The sequence below is a fragment of the Staphylococcus coagulans genome (assembly GCF_002901995.1).
GTDB classification, from domain to species: domain Bacteria; phylum Bacillota; class Bacilli; order Staphylococcales; family Staphylococcaceae; genus Staphylococcus; species Staphylococcus coagulans.
Genome location: NZ_PPQN01000023.1, coordinates 24,097 through 44,079, shown reverse-complemented (window position 1 = coordinate 44,079; position 19,983 = coordinate 24,097). Strand labels below are relative to the sequence as shown.

15 protein-coding genes are annotated in these 19,983 nt (G+C 36.9%); 5 read left to right on the top strand and 10 right to left on the bottom strand.

Going from position 1 to position 19,983, the window contains the following annotated elements:
- Positions 1 to 63 precede the first annotated feature (63 nt).
- The 3 genes from CD118_RS06310 (at position 64) to CD118_RS06300 (ending at position 3,006) form a co-directional block, all read left to right on the top strand.
- Positions 64 to 1,467: a DHA2 family efflux MFS transporter permease subunit gene (locus tag CD118_RS06310; protein ID WP_060829302.1), complete on the top strand. Its 1,404-nt coding sequence runs from the start codon at positions 64 to 66 to the stop codon at positions 1,465 to 1,467.
- A gap of 19 nt (positions 1,468 to 1,486) precedes the next feature.
- Positions 1,487 to 1,846, top strand: coding sequence for a DoxX family protein (locus CD118_RS06305; RefSeq protein ID WP_169925590.1), 360 nt, complete (start codon positions 1,487 to 1,489; stop codon positions 1,844 to 1,846).
- A 194-nt stretch (positions 1,847 to 2,040) separates the two neighbouring features.
- On the top strand, positions 2,041 to 3,006 hold the full coding sequence (locus CD118_RS06300) for an amidohydrolase family protein (RefSeq protein ID WP_060829300.1): 966 nt from the start codon (positions 2,041 to 2,043) through the stop codon (positions 3,004 to 3,006).
- Between the two features lie 160 nt (positions 3,007 to 3,166).
- On the opposite strand, the gene merA is transcribed toward CD118_RS06300, so the two are convergent.
- The 10 genes from merA to CD118_RS06250 all read right to left on the bottom strand — a co-directional run bounded on the left by merA (position 3,167) and on the right by CD118_RS06250 (position 16,002).
- Complete coding sequence (gene merA, locus CD118_RS06295; RefSeq protein WP_103356409.1) at positions 3,167 to 4,492, bottom strand: hypothiocyanous acid reductase MerA; 1,326 nt, start codon at positions 4,490 to 4,492, stop codon at positions 3,167 to 3,169.
- A 235-nt stretch (positions 4,493 to 4,727) separates the two neighbouring features.
- Positions 4,728 to 6,344, bottom strand: coding sequence for a xylulokinase (locus CD118_RS06290; protein ID WP_103356408.1), 1,617 nt, complete (start codon positions 6,342 to 6,344; stop codon positions 4,728 to 4,730).
- 164 nt (positions 6,345 to 6,508) lie between these two features.
- Entirely contained in the window at positions 6,509 to 7,858 is a 1,350-nt protein-coding gene (locus CD118_RS06285) for a nucleoside recognition domain-containing protein (RefSeq protein WP_103356407.1), read from the bottom strand.
- Entirely contained in the window at positions 7,852 to 8,964 is a 1,113-nt protein-coding gene (locus CD118_RS06280; RefSeq protein WP_050345073.1) for an NAD(P)/FAD-dependent oxidoreductase, read from the bottom strand. Before CD118_RS06280 ends, CD118_RS06285 begins: the two co-directional genes overlap by 7 nt.
- Positions 8,965 to 9,144: 180 nt before the next feature.
- Entirely contained in the window at positions 9,145 to 10,302 is a 1,158-nt protein-coding gene (locus CD118_RS06275) for an aminotransferase class I/II-fold pyridoxal phosphate-dependent enzyme (RefSeq protein ID WP_103356406.1), read from the bottom strand.
- A 29-nt stretch (positions 10,303 to 10,331) separates the two neighbouring features.
- A complete protein-coding gene (locus CD118_RS06270; protein WP_060829294.1) occupies positions 10,332 to 11,741 on the bottom strand; it encodes a sodium:solute symporter family protein in 1,410 nt (469 codons plus the stop codon).
- 855 nt (positions 11,742 to 12,596) lie between these two features.
- Positions 12,597 to 13,043, bottom strand: coding sequence for a Dps family protein (locus CD118_RS06265; RefSeq protein WP_050329793.1), 447 nt, complete (start codon positions 13,041 to 13,043; stop codon positions 12,597 to 12,599).
- Positions 13,044 to 13,167: 124 nt separating this feature from the next.
- A complete protein-coding gene (locus tag CD118_RS06260) occupies positions 13,168 to 13,494 on the bottom strand; it encodes a hypothetical protein (RefSeq protein ID WP_050345070.1) in 327 nt (108 codons plus the stop codon).
- A gap of 245 nt (positions 13,495 to 13,739) precedes the next feature.
- Positions 13,740 to 15,239, bottom strand: a complete 1,500-nt coding sequence (locus tag CD118_RS06255) for a catalase (RefSeq protein WP_060829292.1) — start codon at positions 15,237 to 15,239, stop codon at positions 13,740 to 13,742.
- 238 nt (positions 15,240 to 15,477) lie between these two features.
- Entirely contained in the window at positions 15,478 to 16,002 is a 525-nt protein-coding gene (locus CD118_RS06250) for a YfiT family bacillithiol transferase (RefSeq protein WP_060829291.1), read from the bottom strand.
- Between the two features lie 268 nt (positions 16,003 to 16,270).
- On the opposite strand from CD118_RS06250, the gene CD118_RS06245 reads away from it, so the two are divergent.
- Positions 16,271 to 16,705, top strand: a complete 435-nt coding sequence (locus CD118_RS06245; RefSeq protein WP_103356405.1) for an Hsp20/alpha crystallin family protein — start codon at positions 16,271 to 16,273, stop codon at positions 16,703 to 16,705.
- Between the two features lie 747 nt (positions 16,706 to 17,452).
- Positions 17,453 to 19,735, top strand: a complete 2,283-nt coding sequence (locus tag CD118_RS06240) for a nitric-oxide reductase large subunit (RefSeq protein WP_060829289.1) — start codon at positions 17,453 to 17,455, stop codon at positions 19,733 to 19,735.
- The last annotated feature ends 248 nt before the right edge of the window (positions 19,736 to 19,983 follow it).

The following is a 19,983-nucleotide window of genomic DNA, read 5'->3' as shown; positions in this document are numbered from 1 at the left end:
AAATGGAATACATTCCGCTTAAAATAAGTGATAGTCAATTCCGTTTAGAAAGAGGTGACATATATGTCGGATAGGGCTACTTCGAACGATTCGATGCAACATCATATTCCTGCAATCGCAATGATGATGATTGGTGCTTTTATCGCAGTACTCAATCAAACTTTAATGACGACTGTGATTCCTAAAATAATGGAGGAATTTCGTCTTACAAGTGGCACTGCACAATGGTTAACGACCATCTTCATGCTTGTAAACGGGATTATGATTCCGATAACCGCTTATCTTACACAGCGTTTTTCATTAAGACGGTTATTCTTTACAGCTATGCTGTTATTCGTCGTGGGTTCCTTATTATGTATGCTCGCGCCTAACTTCACATTACTTTTAGTAGGTCGGGCGATTCAAGCAATGGGTGCAGGGATTTTGATGCCACTGACACAAATGTTTTTATTCCTTGTCTTTCCATTAGAAAAACGCGGTATGGCCATGGGACTTTTCGGATTAGTCATTGGTTTTGCGCCAGCAATCGGTCCTACTGCTGCAGGTTGGTTTGTTACTGCATTTGATTGGCGCTATTTATTTTTAATCATACTCATCATTTCAGTGATTGATTTATTATTCGGTTATTTTAAAATGATGAATCTGACTGAATTATCCAAACCGAAACTTGATATTTTATCTGTGATATTATCAACGGTTGGATTTGGCGGTTTATTATTCGGCTTTAGTTCAGCCAGTCAATTTGGATGGGGCAATCCTATCATTTATTTAACACTTCTCGTAGCCGTCGTGACATTGGTCACTTTTGTTATGAGACAGCTTAAATTAGAAACACCTATGCTTGAAATACGTGTGTTTCAATATCGGGCTTTTACGATACCAATTAGTTTAGTCATTCTGATGTTTTTGATATTTATCGGGACATTGACAATACTTCCAATCTATATGCAGACGATGCGTGGCTTAACGCCGCTTCAATCCGGTCTCATTTTACTCCCGGGTGGTCTTGTGATGGGGCTCCTTTCACCTGTGACAGGTAAATTGTATGACATCATTGGCGGACGCATTCTCGCAGTGAGTGGGATGACGCTTATTTTTATCGGCACATTGCTTCTCTCATTTTTAAATGCAGAATCATCTATCACTTATATCGTCTTATCATTTTTAGTGATGATGTTGGGTAACTCTGGCATTATGGTGCCGATGACAACTGAAGCACTTAATGCTCTACCAAGAAAACTCATCCCGCATGGGACTGCAATGAATAACACGTTACGTCAAATTTCTGCTGCGATTGGAACGGGGTTACTGGTTACGTTACTAACACAACTCGCTATGGGACATGGAGGTAGCACTGTTGCCAGTCACATTTTTGGATTGCAATGGACGTATAAAGTAGTTGCATTTCTAAGCTTAATTGGGACACTCATTGCCCTTCGTGTATCAAAAAAAGAATCATCAAATTAAAAAATTAGGAGGTTGTATGATGTTATTAAATCATGCGATTAACGCTTACGTTGCAAAGGATATTATTAAAAGTGGTTTGCCAAAAGTGAGAAATGATGAAGTAATGGCAACACAATTTAAAGAAGCATTTAATATAAACAAAAACTTGATGCAAATTGCTGGGGTATTTGAAATTGTAGGTTCTATCTTATTATTAACTTCTACATTTGGCAAAGCAGGTGTGAAGTTTGTACGTCTCGGTGCTGTAATGATTAATCTCATTATGAGCGTTGCAATGTACCAACACATTAAAGCCGGTCACGGTTATAAAGCAACACAATCTGCTGGTAAATATTTCCTATTAAATACGTTAACACTGATTGATACTTTCAAAAAGTAAAATATGCGATTGTTATTCTACTTTATTGGGTAAATGTATGTTATGTGGGTATAATTACAATACCTTACACCTTAGTTAGTATACATGACGTCTAAGAAGCCATGTAAAATAAGACACTGACGCTTCGACAATCGTTTTGAGAAATTCGATTCTCAACGATACATTGTAAATTTGAAATGGAGATGATTGTGAGCATGACTAATATAAAAGCAATTGATACGCATGCACACTTATGGAGTGAAGCTTACTTAGAGCGTTTAGGCAAACTCGGCAGTCAAGGTACAGAGGTTGCAAAAGGGATTAACCAATCCGACTCAGAAGAAGACTTAAAAAAACGTTTTAAAATGATGGATGATGCGGGAGTTGAAAAACAAATCATTTCAGCCACACCGCAATCGCCACAGTGGGGAAATCAAGAAGAAGCCAAAGTTTCGGCAGAAATGATTAATGGATTGTATGAATCACTCGTACAAAAATATCCAGAACGTTTTTTAGCATATGGCGCCGTGTCACTTCCCTATATCAATCAAGCCATTGAAGAAGCTAAAGCGCTATTAGCTAAAGATGAATTTATAGGCATTGCCATTCCGACACTCGTCAAAGATAAAGTGTCAGTTGCTGATTTACAATTCGAACCTTTTTTCAAAGCAATGAATGACCAACATGCGACACTTTACGTTCATCCTACGGGTTGCGGTGCTCAATCACCAATGGTCAATGATTTCCAATTACATTGGGTCATCGGTGCTCCTTTAGAAGCGACTTTTGTGGCATTGCATTTACTCAAAAACAATATTCCACAAAAATATCCTAACATTAAATTTCATATTTCACATTTAGGAGGGGCGTTGCCTTTCTTTATGCAACGTATTGAAGATAACTACGAAGACTGGAATGCTTTTGAAACAAGTCCTTGGGAAATCTTAAATCGTCAATTTTACTTTGATACAGCCAATTTTCATGGGCCTTCATTAATCAACACGATTGAAACCTTTGGTGCTGAGCGCTTAATGATGGGAAGCGACTTTCCATATTTCCAAGATAAAAAATATACACGTGCGGTTGAATATATTAAAAACAGCGGTATTGAAGCTGATAAAATTGATGGCATTCTACGTGGAAATGCAGTAGAATTCTTTGAAATCAATCGTCAAGAATAAACAATTTTAAAGTATAACACGAAATCGCTACTTTTCTTATCATCTCATAATAAGGAAACTGGGAGATAAACCCCAAAATAAATATAGCGCTAAGATGATTTTTACTAGAAAATCGTCTTAGCGCTTCTTTTTTATATTTATTTTCTATCATTGAACTGAATTACAGATTAAACAAGTCATTCAATGCTTCAGCCATTGTTGGATGCGTATAAATTTGATCTCTCAAAACGGTGTAAGGGAGTTTTTGATCCATAGCTAATTTAATAAGATTGATTAACTCTTCTGACTGTAAGCCATATAATGTGGCTCCTAAAATTTGTTGACTTTGTTTATCTACAACGGTCTTAAATATGCCTCGTGCGTCATTATTAATCTTATGACGAGGCAGCGTATTAACCGCAACAGTGTTTTCCAGAATCTCTTTCCCTTTTTGGCGCGCTTGTTCAGCCGTCATTCCCACACGAGCAAGAGGCGGATCGATAAAAACAGTATAAGGCACATTACCACGCTGTGCCGTTGTGCGCGAACCATCGCCAAAGAGTTGAGACTTTAAAATTCTAAAATCGTCTAACGAAATATAAGTAAATTGCATATCGCCATTGACATCACCAATTGCGTATATGTGATCAATCGTAGTTTGTCGCTTCTCATTCACTACAATCTCACCACGTTCTCCCAATTGTACGCCGACAGCTTCAAGGTTTAAATGCGCCGTATTCGGTTTTCGACCTGTCGCAATTAACACAGCTTCTGCTTCAAAGTCACCCTGATTTGTTTTTACGATTGTTGTTTTGTCTTGGTCAACGATTGCTTCTGTCTCAACTTGATAAACAAAATGAATCCCTTTTTGTGTCAAATCATGCTCTACTTGTGCTGCAACTTCTGAATCTTCTCGACCTAAAATATGATGTTCTTTTGCTAATACGGTTACTTCAGTCCCGAAATTAGCAAAAATCGATGCAAATTCAAGTGAGATATAACCACCACCTATAATAACAAGGCGTTTGGGCTGAGTCGTAAGGTTCATGATCCCTTTAGAGTCAAACACACGTTCAGAAGTATGGATACCTTCAATTGGTGGCATGATGGGTGTTGCCCCTGTATTTACAACAATATTTGTGCCTGTTACACGCTGAACGGTTCTTCCTTCTGTATCCAACAAATTAATTTCTTTATCTGTTTCAAACTTGGCCTTTAAATTAATCACATCAATTGTTGGCTCATCTGCTAGCATATGATAATTTTTTTGGTTCAGCCCTTCTACGACATTTTGTTTACGATGCATACTTTCTACAAATGAAGCAGATGTTAAGCCGTCATGTACTAGAACTTTTGAAGGGATGCAACCGACATTAATACAAGTCCCTCCGTACATTTCAGAAGATTGCTCAACGACTGCCACTTTTTGTCCTTGTTGTGCAGCAAACTTCGCTAAAGTTTTACCGCCTTTACCAAAGCCAATAATGATTAAATCGTAGTTATTCATGAAAATCACTCCAATTTCATATTGATTGATATAACTTTCTATAGAAAACAACAAAAATCTTGTTGAATACTCTCAATAAACGCGATTTCAAAAAATATTCTATCTAAATTAAATATATTTCCTAAATACCACACTTATCAGAATCCCAACCTTATCTTTGTTGTTTCATCCAATGAGGTGTGTTCGTTTTAAATTGTTGAAAGAGACCGTCCTTTTCTGGACCAACGCGATCGATTTAATGGTTATTAAATTTTGTTTTAGAATGCTTTTTATTGAGATCTCGTTCAAGTGTTAAATATTTTTCAAAGCGCTGAATATACGCTTTAAAACTTTCAATATCTTGAGGTTGCGGTGACCACGTAGAAGTATGCAAGTTATCTGTAAAAATCGTGTTTAAATAATCATCTAAGGTCATGTGGTTTTCTAATACGTAACGCGCTAAAACTGCGATTCCCCACGCGCCACCCTCATTGGCTGTCTCCATAACAGTGATTGGCGTTTCTAAAGCAGCAGCTAAATAGCGTTGAACAACATTTTTAGTTTTAAAAATACCCCCATGACCGGTCATACGATCAAGCGCAATATTTTCATGTTTTTTTAATCGATCCACCCCGATTTTCAACGTACTGAGCGCGCTATAGATATGTGTTTTCATAAAATTAGCAAGCGTCAATTCACGTTCTTCTAAACGCATAAACAGTGGAAAGCCTTGCTTGATATCAGTAATAAATTCACCTGAAACATAACCGTACGATAACAACTGACCTAAATCGTCATCCCCTTGTGTCGCCTGTTCAAACAGTCGCGTCCACAGGGTTTCTTTATCATACGAGACACCCATAACTTGGAAAACTTCTTCAAATAGATGCATCCATTGATTGATATCTGACGTACAATTATTCGCATGAATCATCGCGACCTCGTCTCCAGCTGGTGTCATTACAATATCCACATCTGGATCTACTTGCTTTAATGGTTGTTCGAGGACAATCATAGAAAATATACTCGTTCCTGCCGACACATTTCCAGTCTTAGGTGCGATGCTATTTGTCGCAATCATCCCTGTTCCTGCATCACCTTCAGGCGGACACATCACACATCCCGCTTCTAAAAAACCATCAGGATCCAATCGTTTGGCACCTGTAGCGGTTAATAGACCCGCACGCTCACCCGCTTGATAGACTTTCGGTAAAATCGACTCAATAGACTGAGAAAAACCTTGTCCCTCCATCAATGTATCAAATTGTGCCATTAAATCTTTTCGATATGTATGTTGTTGCGCATCGATGGGAAACATACCAGATGCATCGCCTATCCCTAATGCTTTTTCACCTGTTAATTGCCAATGGACATAACCGGATAACGTTGTCAGATAGGCCACATTTTTCACATGCGCTTCTCCATTGCAGACACACTGATAGTATTGTGCAATACTCCAACGTTCTGGAACATTGAACTGAAATTGATGTGTTAACTTTGCACCTGCTTCTCGTGCATAATTATTTTGCCACGTACGAAAAGGAACTAATAATTCCCCCTCTTGATCAAAAGCTAAGTAACCGTGCATCATCCCACTGATGCCAAGAGCCGCAAGCTTTTTCAAACGGATACGATACCGATCATATATTTCCTGGGACATACGGTGATAACTTTCTTGCAAGCCACGCCATACTTCATCGAGCGATAAAGACCAGTAGCCTGCATTCAACTGTTGCGTCCATTCATAACTTCCCTTTGCGATTGACCTTGTCGAATTATCAATCGCAACTGCTTTGATACGGGTTGAACCGAGTTCGATTCCTACTGTGATGTCGCCTTTCTCTATCGCTTCACGAATGTCTGTATCCACCATCAAATCACCTCATTTGTTCATTGCATTACGCTTTCATTTTATGATGCAGCCGCTCACACCGTCAATCTTCACTGACTACAAGTCAAAAGTGATATCGCAATAAAAAAGAACAAAAGCGACATCCATGAAGATTCGGATGACGACTTTTGTTCTCTATGCCTATATTATAAAATGGATGTCCATTGTAAAACTACAAAAGTGATAATCCCTAATAAAGCAATACAACATACCGATGTTGCCATTTGTCTCAAAATCATCTTGCCACCTTCTCGAAGACCCAGTTGGCGCATTACCATAGTCATTGTTACAGAACAAGCCGTAAATGTTGAACTGAAAAAGACGAGTAATAGCACTTGCCATGCGGAAAGACTTTGTATCACACTACCGCCACCCATGTTAAAGAGGAGCATTCCATCTTTACGGATCATCGAAAATAATATACCAACCGATAAGTCATGCGGAATATGTAATAACATTAAGATCGGTACAAATATTTTTGAGACCATTGTCAAAATAGGTGTAAGTGCTAGTGTACTTGCGATTAAACAAATCCCAATAAATATCGGCATCGCTTGGAAAATAAACATTTTTACCGTTTCCCACATTTGCGAACCTACATTTTTAAAATCTGGCCATCGTATTTTTTGACCTACTGCTACACTATAAGGAATAAACGGTGTTTCATCTCGATACCAAATTTTGTTGTGGATGACACCTCCGATAAATACGAGCATTAAGTATGGCGCAAACAACCACGAGTGATGTGAAACATTGAATATCGATAATGTCGCACCGATTTGATAACTACATGAGGAACCAAAACTAATCAGACTCATACATTTTGATCGCGTACATGCACGACATTGATGACCGGCTTGAACGATTGCCGCTGCATTACAGCCGAATCCTTCTAAAACAGGAATGATATCTGTACCATCTAAACCCATTTTTTCCATCGTCGGTGAAATCGACCAAATCATATACTGTTTAATATGACTCTGTTCAATAAGTGCTGTAGAAAAACTCAACAAAATCACGACAGGCAATGCCCACACGAGCGAATATGTCCCTAAAGATAAAACACCATAGTCTCCAAATAACAACGCTTGCACAATACTTTGTTGAAAGAGATCATGTTGAGAGACGCGCTCAATCCATGGTGCAATATACTCATTTTGAAGCCAATCTGAAAAATGATAGGCGATATAAACTGGAAATGCAAACATGAAAAAGATAGCGAGCCAACCTATCAGACTTTGATACCATTGTGGGCGTCGATTTTCACGGGCTTGCATAAATTCTTGCAAATGTGTGACCACATGCTTCGTCTCATCAGACGTATGCATGACACTTTCGTTCAAAGAGAGATTTAATTTATGCTTTACAATATACTGTCTCAATTGTTGTTGGTCTAATCGTCCAAGATGATTAAAACCTTTAACGACAAACGCATGTGTCGCCTCAGGAATCTCTGGCATTTGATTTTTCTTAAAATCATAAACAACGGTTAGCATGTGCAATCCACACCACAACAGCTATAATCATCTAAATACATTTGATTCGCTTTATATTCTTCAACGATGTCTGGATTCACGTGCAATCCTTCACGTTGCATGATGGCATGAGTTAAAACAGCAAAACGCGCTCTGAATTTGTAAATATAGCATAAAATTGCATCCGCATGACGAACTGTTGCGCCAATTAAAAAAACATTAGGATAGCGCGTTGATTCATCTAAATCAGTGAGGCTGACTTCACCCTCATTCACAGTAAACAGTTGTTGAATCAGTGGGTTGCGTGTAACATCAAATCCTGTCGCGATAATAGGTTCTGTTTGACTATAGACAACCTCTCCATTCGTAAAGAGAATCGCATATTGACCGTCTCGGAAATCAATAGCATCCGCTTGGTAATGCACCTTCATTGTAATAGAAGCACCTTCTTGGACCGCTTTTCTTAACCGCTGTTGTGTATATGGAGAAAGTCGAATACTCGGATCTGCTTCTTCTGCGTTAAATCCTGTTGAGTGCGTATAAATCGTAACTTCCGCCCCTTGTTGTGCCAAGTGAATGGCTGCATCAAAGGCGCTTTCGTTCCCACCGATAATCGTAAAGGCTTTTCCGGGTAATTCTGTAAAATCTGTCACTTCGCTATAATGAATCCCATGTTCAAATGGTTGATTTGGAAAAGCAAAGTCTCCTGTGGCGATAAATAAATAATCTGCAGTAAACGTACCTTGAGAGGTTTCGAGTTCATAGACACCATCGACCAGATTCACCGCATGCACATGTGTCTCTGTTTGAACCTCAATCTCATAATGCCGAGCCACTACTTCTAAATATTCTGCATATGTTTCGCCTGATAGATGTTCTTCATTAAATGTAAAGGCCGGAGAAGTATCTTTACCTATCGCATTCATATCAGGCATGCCAAAGCCATTTGTTGTAAATGAAGGTGTAATCGTACGCGTTGATTTTGGCCAGTTTTTAAATGAATGTCCGATTGTACCACTCTCTATGACACAGACATCATCCAATTGAAATGTTTTCATCGTTACAGCCATACCTATACCTGCTGCACCTGCACCAATGATGATCACACGTCGATGTTGTTTGCTCATCACAATCCTTCTTTTCAAATCGAAATAATTACGATTTATAATTATATCTCTTCTTTAATGAGAATGCAATGTGAACAACCTGACATGATTCACCCTGTCGTAGCAGAGTTCAGCTTGAACATAAAAAAGGCTTTGCAATTGCCCTTTCGAAAAAGGGTGCAAAACCTTAGTTGAATAGACTTACTTCTCATAATGACTTATAAAGTGCTCTAATCGATCACACGCTTCTTTAATGGTCTCCATATCACACGCAAAGGAAAGTCTAACGTATCCTTCCGCATAATCAGAAAATGATTTCCCAGGTACAATGGCCAGTTGCTCCATTTCTAACAATTGATTACAAAAACGGAAGGAATCTGAATCATAAGCAGAAACATCAGGGAAAATATAAAATGTCCCTTGTGGAAGCGTTACAGGTAATCCCATATCAACTAAGCGTGCATAAATATAATCACGTCGCTCACGATAGGCTGCGTTCATTTTCTGTATATCTTTATCCCCTTCTTTTAAAGCACGAATCGCACCATATTGACTCGGCGTTGCAACACAAATCGAATTATACAAATGTACTGTAGTTACTTCTTCAATCAACTCAGGTGTCGATAACACATAACCAACACGTGCACCTGTCATCGCATGCGACTTAGATAAACCATTAACAACAAAAAGCTGTTCCCTAATTTCAGGAAATTCCATAAACGAATGGTGACGGCCCTCAAACACATTTTCACTGTATATCTCATCTGTAATAATAAAAACAGATGTCTCTTTTAATACCTCAACGAGTGCACGGATTTGCGCATAACTCAATGTCATACCCGTAGGATTCGTCGGATAGTTAAACATAACCGCTTTTGTTTTCGGTGTAATAGCTGCTTTGATTGCCTCTGCCGTCGGTACAAATCCTGTGTGAGACGTGTCAATCCATTTGACCTCTGCCCCTTGCAGTTTAACAATCGGTTCGTACCCTAAATAAGTCGGCCCAGGCAAGATTACTTCATCTCCGGGATTCAATATTGTTCTAAGTACATCGTCAATACCTTCTGATGCACCGTTTGTAACGACGATTTCTGTCTCAGGATTATACTTTACACCAAATCGTGACGCGTTGTATTCGGATATCGCCTTTCTCAGCTCGATTAATCCTTTGTTATGTGTATATTTGAGTTGCCCCGCCTGTATCGCTTCCACCATCGCTTCTTGCACATAGGAAGCAACAGGAAAATCAGATTGTCCAAGTGTTAAATCTAAACAATTCGGATACTGATCTACCCTATTCGCAAATTGTCTCGTTCCCGGTACTTCAATATCTTGAATATGATTATTTAATAAATACATTGCCACACGCCCCTTACGTTATCAATCTATCATGTTGCTTGACGTCCGTTTTTTCCTCTATCATATCGACCTTTTTTCGAATCAAAATATGATACAACTATCAATATTATAGCATTGATGACTATGGCGTAAAATATCGTCGCCGTGGATTGTGGACCCACAATGAAAATTGAAAGTAAAATGAACACCACACTCGCAATAATGGCTGAGAAAGCAGCTTTTGGCGTTAGCCACTTAATAAATAAGCCTAACACGACCGGCATAAACATGCCTCCTGTCAAAATCGCATAAGCGATATCAATGGCAACAAGCACTTCTTTAACCCATATGGATATAACAATCGCAATGACAGCTAAACAAAGTGTGGTTACCCTTGTTAATCCTAAAAATTGATGATCTTCCAAATTTTTAAATACATACGGTTTCAACAAATCATTTGAAATAATCGTGGCTGACGCTAATAAAGTTCCTGATGCTGTGGACATGATTGCTGCAATGAGTGCCGCAAACACAATCCCTAACAGACCTGCTGGCAATGTTTCGAAAGCCATATGCGCAAAAACATTTTGTGTATTTTGAATATGTGGAAATAAAACGTACGCACACATACCGATAATGACCATCACAATAGAATAGAGCGCACTATATACACCAACTAAAAGGCCCGATGTTTTAGAAATACGTTTCGTCTTCCCCGTAAAGAAACGCTGCCAAATATCTTGTCCTACCATTACCCCTAATGTATACGTAATAAAATAGTTCGCAATTTCACCGAAACCAATATTAAAAAAGCTCAAATGTGAAGCGGGCATATTTTCAAATAATGAAGAGAAACCACCGACACTGTATAAACTCATAGGTAACATGATTAAAAACATACCGATAGTCATCACAAGAAATTGAATCACATCAGTAATTGATAATGTCCACATACCACCTAAAATCGTATAGACAAATACAATGCTTCCTCCAACGAGAATGGAAGTAAACAGACTCCAATGAAAGATTTGAGAAACGACAGACCCCATCGCAATCACTTGCGTCACGCAAATCATTAAAGTATACATCGCTGTTACAACAGCACCAATAATTCGTACACGATGACCAAACAACTTGTACAATAATTCACTGATTGTAATCACACGCAAATCCATAATACGATCCAATAAAAATAGACCAAAAATGGTAATCCCAACACCTAAAGCAAAAACAAACCAAAACCCCGACAAACCGACTTCATAACCAAGTTGTGACGAACCAATTGTTGAAGAGCCTCCTAAAAAGACTGCCGTCAAACAACCAAACAACATAAACAAACCTAAATTACGGTCAGCAACCATATACTTTTCAGAGGATTTCGCTTTTAATACTCCTAAAATACCTATCGTAATCAATGCAGCAAAATATACAATAAATACTATAAAATCAATTGTCCCCATCTTTTTCAACTCTCTTTGTTTTAATGACAACATGTGGCAGTCTAAACAAGCAAAATAGCAGAGAACCTTTGAAATAGAATAGGCTTCTCTCTTAAATCACGCACTTTTCAAAGTGAACAATATAATGATTTGAAGATTCTGAATATTTAAAGGTTCTATTTTACTTTTAAGAATCCTACCTACATGTCATTAACATTTTGATAGCTATGCCTTAAACACGGCAATCAGTCTCAAATGATAACTCATCATTTGATCCCTCAGCTCGCCCTGTTATTTATCCTTTCCCTTATTGGAATCATATTAAGCTTTTTGAGCAGTATTGATAACATTTCCTATTATTGTGACGCTACTTATTTAATACGATAAATCATTTATCTCACATCATTCATTATCGTTAATGCTAACTTCTATGTTTGATTATTGATAGACTTTACCTTCTTCCCCCTAGATAACAAGGCATCATCTATCAAATAGCGCCTTTAAAGCAATTAAAGTAAATTTAAAAAATAGGCGTCCTTTTGACTTTTTAAAGTATTCGGTTATAGATTATAAATCTTATCTCTTGGTCCAAGTCGGTGAGTGGTCGTTAATTCAAGAATCCTTTGCTACATTTGTGATTATGGTCATCTTTGCCATAAGAATCGCTTATAACATTATAAAAAAACACTTTCCGATAAGCATGAAACTTAGAAACCACTTACCTCTATCGAACTTCATTATCCTCTCCAGTTTTAAGGTGTTTCTCAAATACATCACAAATACATCACAAATACAATAAGAGCCAAACCTCCTATTATCAGGGAAGTTTGGCTCTCTCTTTCACTGCACTTCTCATGCGTGCAATTCAAATTACTTTTAACCGATATATGCTTTTAACATCCAAATGTTGTGTTCTAATTCAGTCGCAATTTCAATAAACATATCCGCTGAACGATCGTCGCCAGCTTCTTCTGCGTTACGTTGTGCGACTTTCAATTCTTTTACAATTGTTTCGAAGTCTGTTGCTAATTGCGCTACCATTTTTTCTGCGCTAATTCCGTACTCAGCTTCTTCAATACTAGATACTTCTAAAACTTCGCTCATTTTACCCACTGGGTTACCTTCTAATGCCAATGCACGTTCTGCAATTTCGTCCACATAAACTGCAACTTTATTATAAAGTTCTTCAAACTTTTCGTGCAATGCGAAGAAGTTATGTCCTTTTACATACCAGTGATAGTTGTGAATTTTAGTCCATAATACAGTGAAGTTTGATAATTGTAAGTTTAAGTCTTCAACTACTTGTTTTTTGTCTTGAGCCATTGAAAAACAGCACCTTTCTCGTTTTAGTTTAGTTTTTTATAAAATCACTCACTTATTTAAATAACCTTTATTATACGGTTTAAACATCGTCCGTCCAAAGTTCATGACTTTGTCATTCATCGTTCTAGGATATTTTCGTGTGTAAATAATCTGACATTGCTTTGACATCATCAGCGTTACATTCTTTTAAAGTAAATACGCCATAATCAAATGTAATTTTTAATTCATGTTCGTCCGATTCAATCTCTTTAATTTCATTGAACTGAATATTACGATAATAAAATTGCCCATCCATATCCACATTCAATATTAATCTTTCATTCGTTGCCACATATGCCGCATCATAAATTTTTGTCATATCTTTAACTGTGTATGGCATTTTACCTAATACAGAAGTTTCAACACGTTCAGTAGGAAACAAATCATCAGGATTAATCTTATCTAATATCATGTCATAACCTCTCATTAAAAAATAGCTTACAAAAGTGAAGTGGCATTAAAAGTCCCTCACTCAAACCTCTAAATCTACCAACGTGCCATCATCTTAAATGAAGTGCCCGCTGCCTCATCTTAAAATCATGTGAAAATTACTTAACGGTCAAGAAGAATCGGCTTGCAAAAGCCTAGATACAAAGGCGTACGCAAACCGATCAACTCTTGACCAGGTTTACTTTCATCGTCCTTAATCGGACAGACTTAAGCTTCTATTTCAGCAATAATGCTTTCCAATTGATCTTCCATGCCAAGTGCTTTCGCTACACCTGTACCATAGTTAACATCTGCTTGGTAACAATGTTTAATGTGACGACGTTTCACTTCGTCTGTTGTGCCTTCCATTTCACTTGCTGTTGTTTTAAACATACGCTCTTGTTGCTCTGGTGATTGGAGACGGAACAATTTACCCGGTTGTTCGAAGTAATTGTCATCATCTTCTCTAAAGTCGTGCTCATAAGCCGTACCATTCAATTCTAATGGTGCACGTTTGTATTCAGGTTGGCTTTCATGCGCACCGTAGCTATTTGGATAGTAATGTGTTTTACCACCTTGGTTACCATCTAAGAAACGCATTGCACCATCACGGCTAAATGGACAAATGTTTTCTATGCCTACACCTTTAGGTTGGTTGACTGGAATTTGCCAGTGGTTCACACCTAAACGATAGCGTTGTGCATCGCCGTAAGAGAATAAACGCCCTTGTAACATTTTGTCAGGTGAAAAATCAATACCCGGTACAATGTTTGTTGGTGCAAAAGCAGCTTGTTCTACATCCATGAAATAGTTTTCAGGGTTGCGGTTTAATTCAAATTCACCGACTTCAATTAATGGATATTCCCCTTTGTACCACACTTTTGTGAGGTCAAATGGATTATCTTTATGATTTCTGGCTTGTTCTTCAGTCATCACTTGGATGTACATTTTCCATTTCGGGAAGTTGCCTTCTTCAATCGCATTGAACAAATCACGTTGTGAAGATTCACGGTCTTTAGCGATAATTTGTGCTGCTTCTTCATCTAATAAGTTTTCAATACCTTGTTGTGTTCTAAAGTGGAATTTCACCCAAACACGTTCATTTTGCGCATTAATCATGGCATAAGTATGTGAACCGAATCCATGCATATGTCTGAATCCTTTAGGAATACCACGGTCAGTCATTAAAATCGTTACTTGGTGTAATGCCTCAGGTAATGATGTCCAGAAATCCCAGTTATTTTGAGCACTTCTCATGTTTGTACGAGGATCACGTTTAACAGCATGGTTTAAACTTGCAAATAATTTAGGGTCACGGAAGAAGAAAACAGGTGTATTATTCCCCACTAAATCCCAGTTTCCTTCCTCAGTATAGAATTTCAAAGCAAAACCGCGAATATCGCGTTCAGCATCAGCTGCACCACGTTCCCCTGCTACCGTTGAAAAACGTGCAAACATTTCTGTCTGTTTCCCAACCTCTGAGAAAATTTTAGCACTTGTATATTGTGTGATGTCGTTCGTAACTGTAAATGTACCAAACGCACCAGAACCTTTCGCATGCATACGTCGTTCTGGAATGACTTCGCGATCAAAGTGTGCCATTTGTTCTAAGAAGTACCAGTCTTGCATTAATAAAGGTCCCCTTGGTCCAGCAGTCATAGAATTCTCACGATCACCCACAGGATGACCGAATAAGCCCGTCAATTTCGATTCGTTGTTATTGCTCATGTTATTCACACCTCTAGTTTAGAATTATTTTAATCTAGTATACCATTACTTTAAATTAATTACAAAGTAATTATACCCCAAAATAAAAACAATTTGTGACAATGCCTTGATTTAAACACCTATTTTTAGCCTTTAACTAATTAATAAAATAGGCTAAATATTTTCAATTATTCCTCTTAATTTTGATAGAATATCGTGTCATAAAATCGCTTTCTTCTTAATTAAAGAAGCTACAATGTTATAAAAATTCCTCACTCTTGCCGAGAGCTAGTTGAATATGTGCTAAATGATGACGCTCGTGCCAAGATAACTTTGCGATTGTTTCTCCTACTGAAATTTCACCTGTACCTTCTAATAAGAAAGTACGAGACAAATCACTTTTTGATAACTGTCGACCAATCGTTGTAATACGTCTGTTAATCATTTCTAAAAGCTGTATAGAGATTTCTACAGGGAGTTGAGAATCTGGTAATTGAGCCCACGCATCTTGTTTAAACTCTGCAATTTTTGGCTGTTCATCCGTCAATGCTAGTTTTAAACGCTGATACAGATTGATTTGTGAATCTGCGATATGATGGACAAGTTGTCTAACTGTAAAGCTGCCCTCACGATATGTTTGGTTATATGCTATTTCGTTAAGGGGTATGACAACTTTCTTTAAATTTTGTACATAACTTTCAATCTCGTCTAACCATTGATGAATATGCTTCAATGTAATCGATTCAGGTATTTCTAACTGACCAATTGGATATCTTAAGTTCATAACGACCCCTCCATCCATTTGTAGTTACTTTCATCTTATCATTTCATCTTGAATTTAGCATGTAAATACCGGTTCAACCCAAATCAATTAGTATCTCCATTGTTTTTATTTTTAAACAGAGAAATATAGAAATATTTTTAATCAAACTTTGACCTTGACTATCTTTGACCTTAGGTGTATACTGTAACTATAAAGTCAAAGGTGCTTAATATATCTTCACTAAGTACCTTTCTCAAATCATTATTAATAATACAAGGAGAGATGGATTATGGCATTTGAAATGAAACCATTCAATAATTCTTTTTTCAATATGGAACCCAGTGACTTTTTTAAAGACTTTGGCCGTCATTTTTTCGACGACAATTTTGCTCAAGCTGCCATTACGACTGATATTAAAGAATTAGATGATGCCTACATCGTTGAAGCTGAACTTCCTGGTATGGACAAAGAAAATATTCGTGTGCAGTTTGAAAACAATATCTTAACAATTGCTGCACAAAATACGGGTGAAAATAACAATGAAGATGATGAAGGACGCATCATCCATAAAGAACGAAGCTATCGCAATGTTCAACGTCAATTTAGTTTTGATCATGTGGATGCTACTCAAATTAAAGCGGCTTATCAAAATGGCATGCTTAATGTAAAACTTCCTAAAGATATGCGTAATAATCAAACTGATAAAAATATCCCTATCGATTAGTAACTAAAAAATAAACAATGATGAAAACTACATGATTAAAATGAGCGTAAACCAAGAGAACTGACATGTAGTCTGGAACATCGGTGGATAACTGTTTAAAATAAGGAGGCAAGACGTTGAAGTCTGCCTCCTTATTTGATTGGGTACCGTTTAGAATAGCCTTGAAATAAATTATAAAAATCAGTACCTATAACTTTTAATCATTCATCCAAAGAAATAGATATCGCATTCAATCACCAACAGTCGACCAAGCACCATAGCTTCAATCTCGTGATTATCAATCTAGACGAGACCGCTAGTCAAGCGCGGGTGAGTACGTATGAATATGATGATTTTTACCCCCTATCTATTTGGGCTAGTTAATATCTCATCTCTTATCTTAATAATTTAAAGATAAATTATTCACATTTATTGAAAAGACACTCCATTTGACGGACTTCTCAAATTTTTGATACTCGCTTTTCTATACATACTTTTCTCATATCACAGGGTTATCTTCTATATTTTCATTATGGCAATATGATTGCCATAATGAACGACACTTCATCCTTTCTATAAACGAAATCATCAAACACTTTATACCTTAACCTTCCTTTTTTACTATATTTTTATAGTATTTTCCCTAATATTTTAAAGTAAAAAATATTTATTTGTTACGAAATATTGAAACAAATAATGTATATATTTATTTTTATAAAAAAGAGATTATGATGGAGATAAACTAAGAAAAGAGGAGGTATTCTATACATGTCACTCCAAAGAAATATGTATAAACGTTTAAATAGAGTTTTATTGACGATACTCGCTTTAGTGTTTTCTATTTTGCTAATAGGAGGGTGGTTTATATTTCAAAATGAAGCACCTCGTCCCGCAAAAATTGTGGATACACACGGAAACACAATAGTGACAAAATCTGAGTTAATCAGCGGACAAGCCATTTATGAGAAATATGGCCTTACTGATTATGGGTCATATTTAGGTAATGGTTCATATCTTGGTCCTGATTATACAGCAGAAACACTACATCATTATATTAGAGGGATGCGGACTTATTATGCGCACACATTGTATCATAAACCATTGAACCGTTTGGATGAGGCGGAACGCGCTGCTGTCAAAGATAAAGTAACTAAAGAAATACGGGTAAATCGCTATGATCAACAAAAGGATCAACTTGTACTTACAGATGCGCAAGTATACGGTTTGAATTATATCCAAAAGTATTATAAAAAAATATTTATCAACAATCCTAAACAAGCAGGCCTTACTGAAAATATGATTAAACAATTTAAGAATGATGACTATATGGTTTCTGGAAATAAAATCGAACATTTAAGTCAATTCTTCTTTTGGGGGGCTTGGCTCTCATCCACTGATAGACCAAGTCAAAATTTTTCATACACTAATAATTGGCCATATGATCCTGATGCGGGCAATATGTTACCGAGCTCAGGTGTGCTTTGGACAGCCATTTCAGTAACTTTATTAATTGGCGGACTCGCATTCATTATTTATATTCAAAGACGTTACGAATTCGATATGAAGGCCACCTATCAATCTGAAAAATATCTCCCTAAAATCGAAGTGGATTCTATCATCACACGAAGTCAACAAAAGGTAGGTAAATATCTTGTTATTGTGATGCTTTTATTCTTAATTCAAATCTTATTAGGCGAGCTTATGGCTCATTATTATGTAGAAAACAGCTTCTTTGGCATCCCTATACAACAGTTTTTACCATTTAATCTTGCTAAAACTTGGCACTTACAATTAGCAATTTTCTGGATTGCCACAGCTTGGTTGGCAGCAGGGATATATATTGTTCCTAAAGTTTTAGGTTCAGAACCTAAACATCAAAGTTTACTCGTAGATATTTTATTCTACGCATTATTAGTAGTAGTTATTGGTAGTATGCTAGGTGAATGGGGAAATATTTTAGGTGTGATTAATCAACATTGGTGGTTATTCGGTCATTTTGGATGGGAATATATCGAAATGGGGAAATTCTGGCAAATCTTATTCATCATCGGCATGGTGCTATGGATTATCATATTATATCGTGGTTTTATTCCAGCAATTCGTAATAAAATACAAACCAATTATGATAAGAAACATTTGCTTTCACTACTCTTTATCGGTGCGATTGCAATCCCATTATTTTATTTAGCTTCTCTTTTTATCATGCCTAACACGCATGTTACTTTTGCTGATTATTGGCGTTGGTGGATAGTGCACTTATGGGTTGAGGGGATATTCGAAGCATTCGCAGTTGTACTGATAGGCTTTTTAATGGTCAATATGAAACTTACAACTATTCAATCAACCATTCGTGCTTTATATTTTCAACTCATTCTATTACTTGGTACAGGCGTGGTAGGTATGGGCCATCACTATTACTGGCAGGGTGATCATTCCATTTGGTTAGCGTTAGGTTCTTGTTTCTCTGCCTTAGAAGTGGTGCCACTTTGTTTACTCATTTGGGAAGCATATACACATTATCGTTTATACAAAAAAAGTGATATGGCTTTTCCATATAAAGGTACATTCATTTTCTTAGCTTCTACAGGCTTATGGAATGCTATTGGTGCGGGGGCCCTAGGCTTTTTGATTAATACACCCGCAGTCAATTATTTTGAACATGGCACCCAATGGACAGCTGCACACGCACACGGCTCAATGGCAGGCGTCTATGGGATGTTTTCTATTGCTATTGCTTTATACGTTTTTAGAAACATCACTCAAAAAGCATTTTGGTCCCATAAAGTTGAGAAATGGATTAAAATTTCATGTTGGACATTAAATATTGGGTTAGCTGGAATGGTCTTATTTACCCTTCTTCCTGTTGGCTATATCCAATTAAAAGATGCGCTTAATTATGGTTATTGGCATTCTAGACTCGCTACTTTTTATGAAAATCCACTTGTAGCTGGATTAATCTGGGGAAGAATGCCTTGGGATATCATATTTACTATTGGTGTTCTTATTTTAGTATCCATTTTTGTCAGAGGGTTCAAATATATTAAGCGTTAATTGTTCAATAGTGTGATTCATTTTTATATTTACTCATAAACGCATAGCTATTTGTGAAATATTCGTTTTTTTCATATCTTTTCAAAATATATAGCAGAGATGACGAAATCAATTCTTTTTTGTTTCCCTTTGTCTATTTCTTTATTTGTCGATGTATTTTTCATTAAGATTTAGACTTTAATTTATTTTCATTCAAAAATAATTTGGTAATTTCTTTTTTAAATTTAAATACTTACCCATGCTTTTCA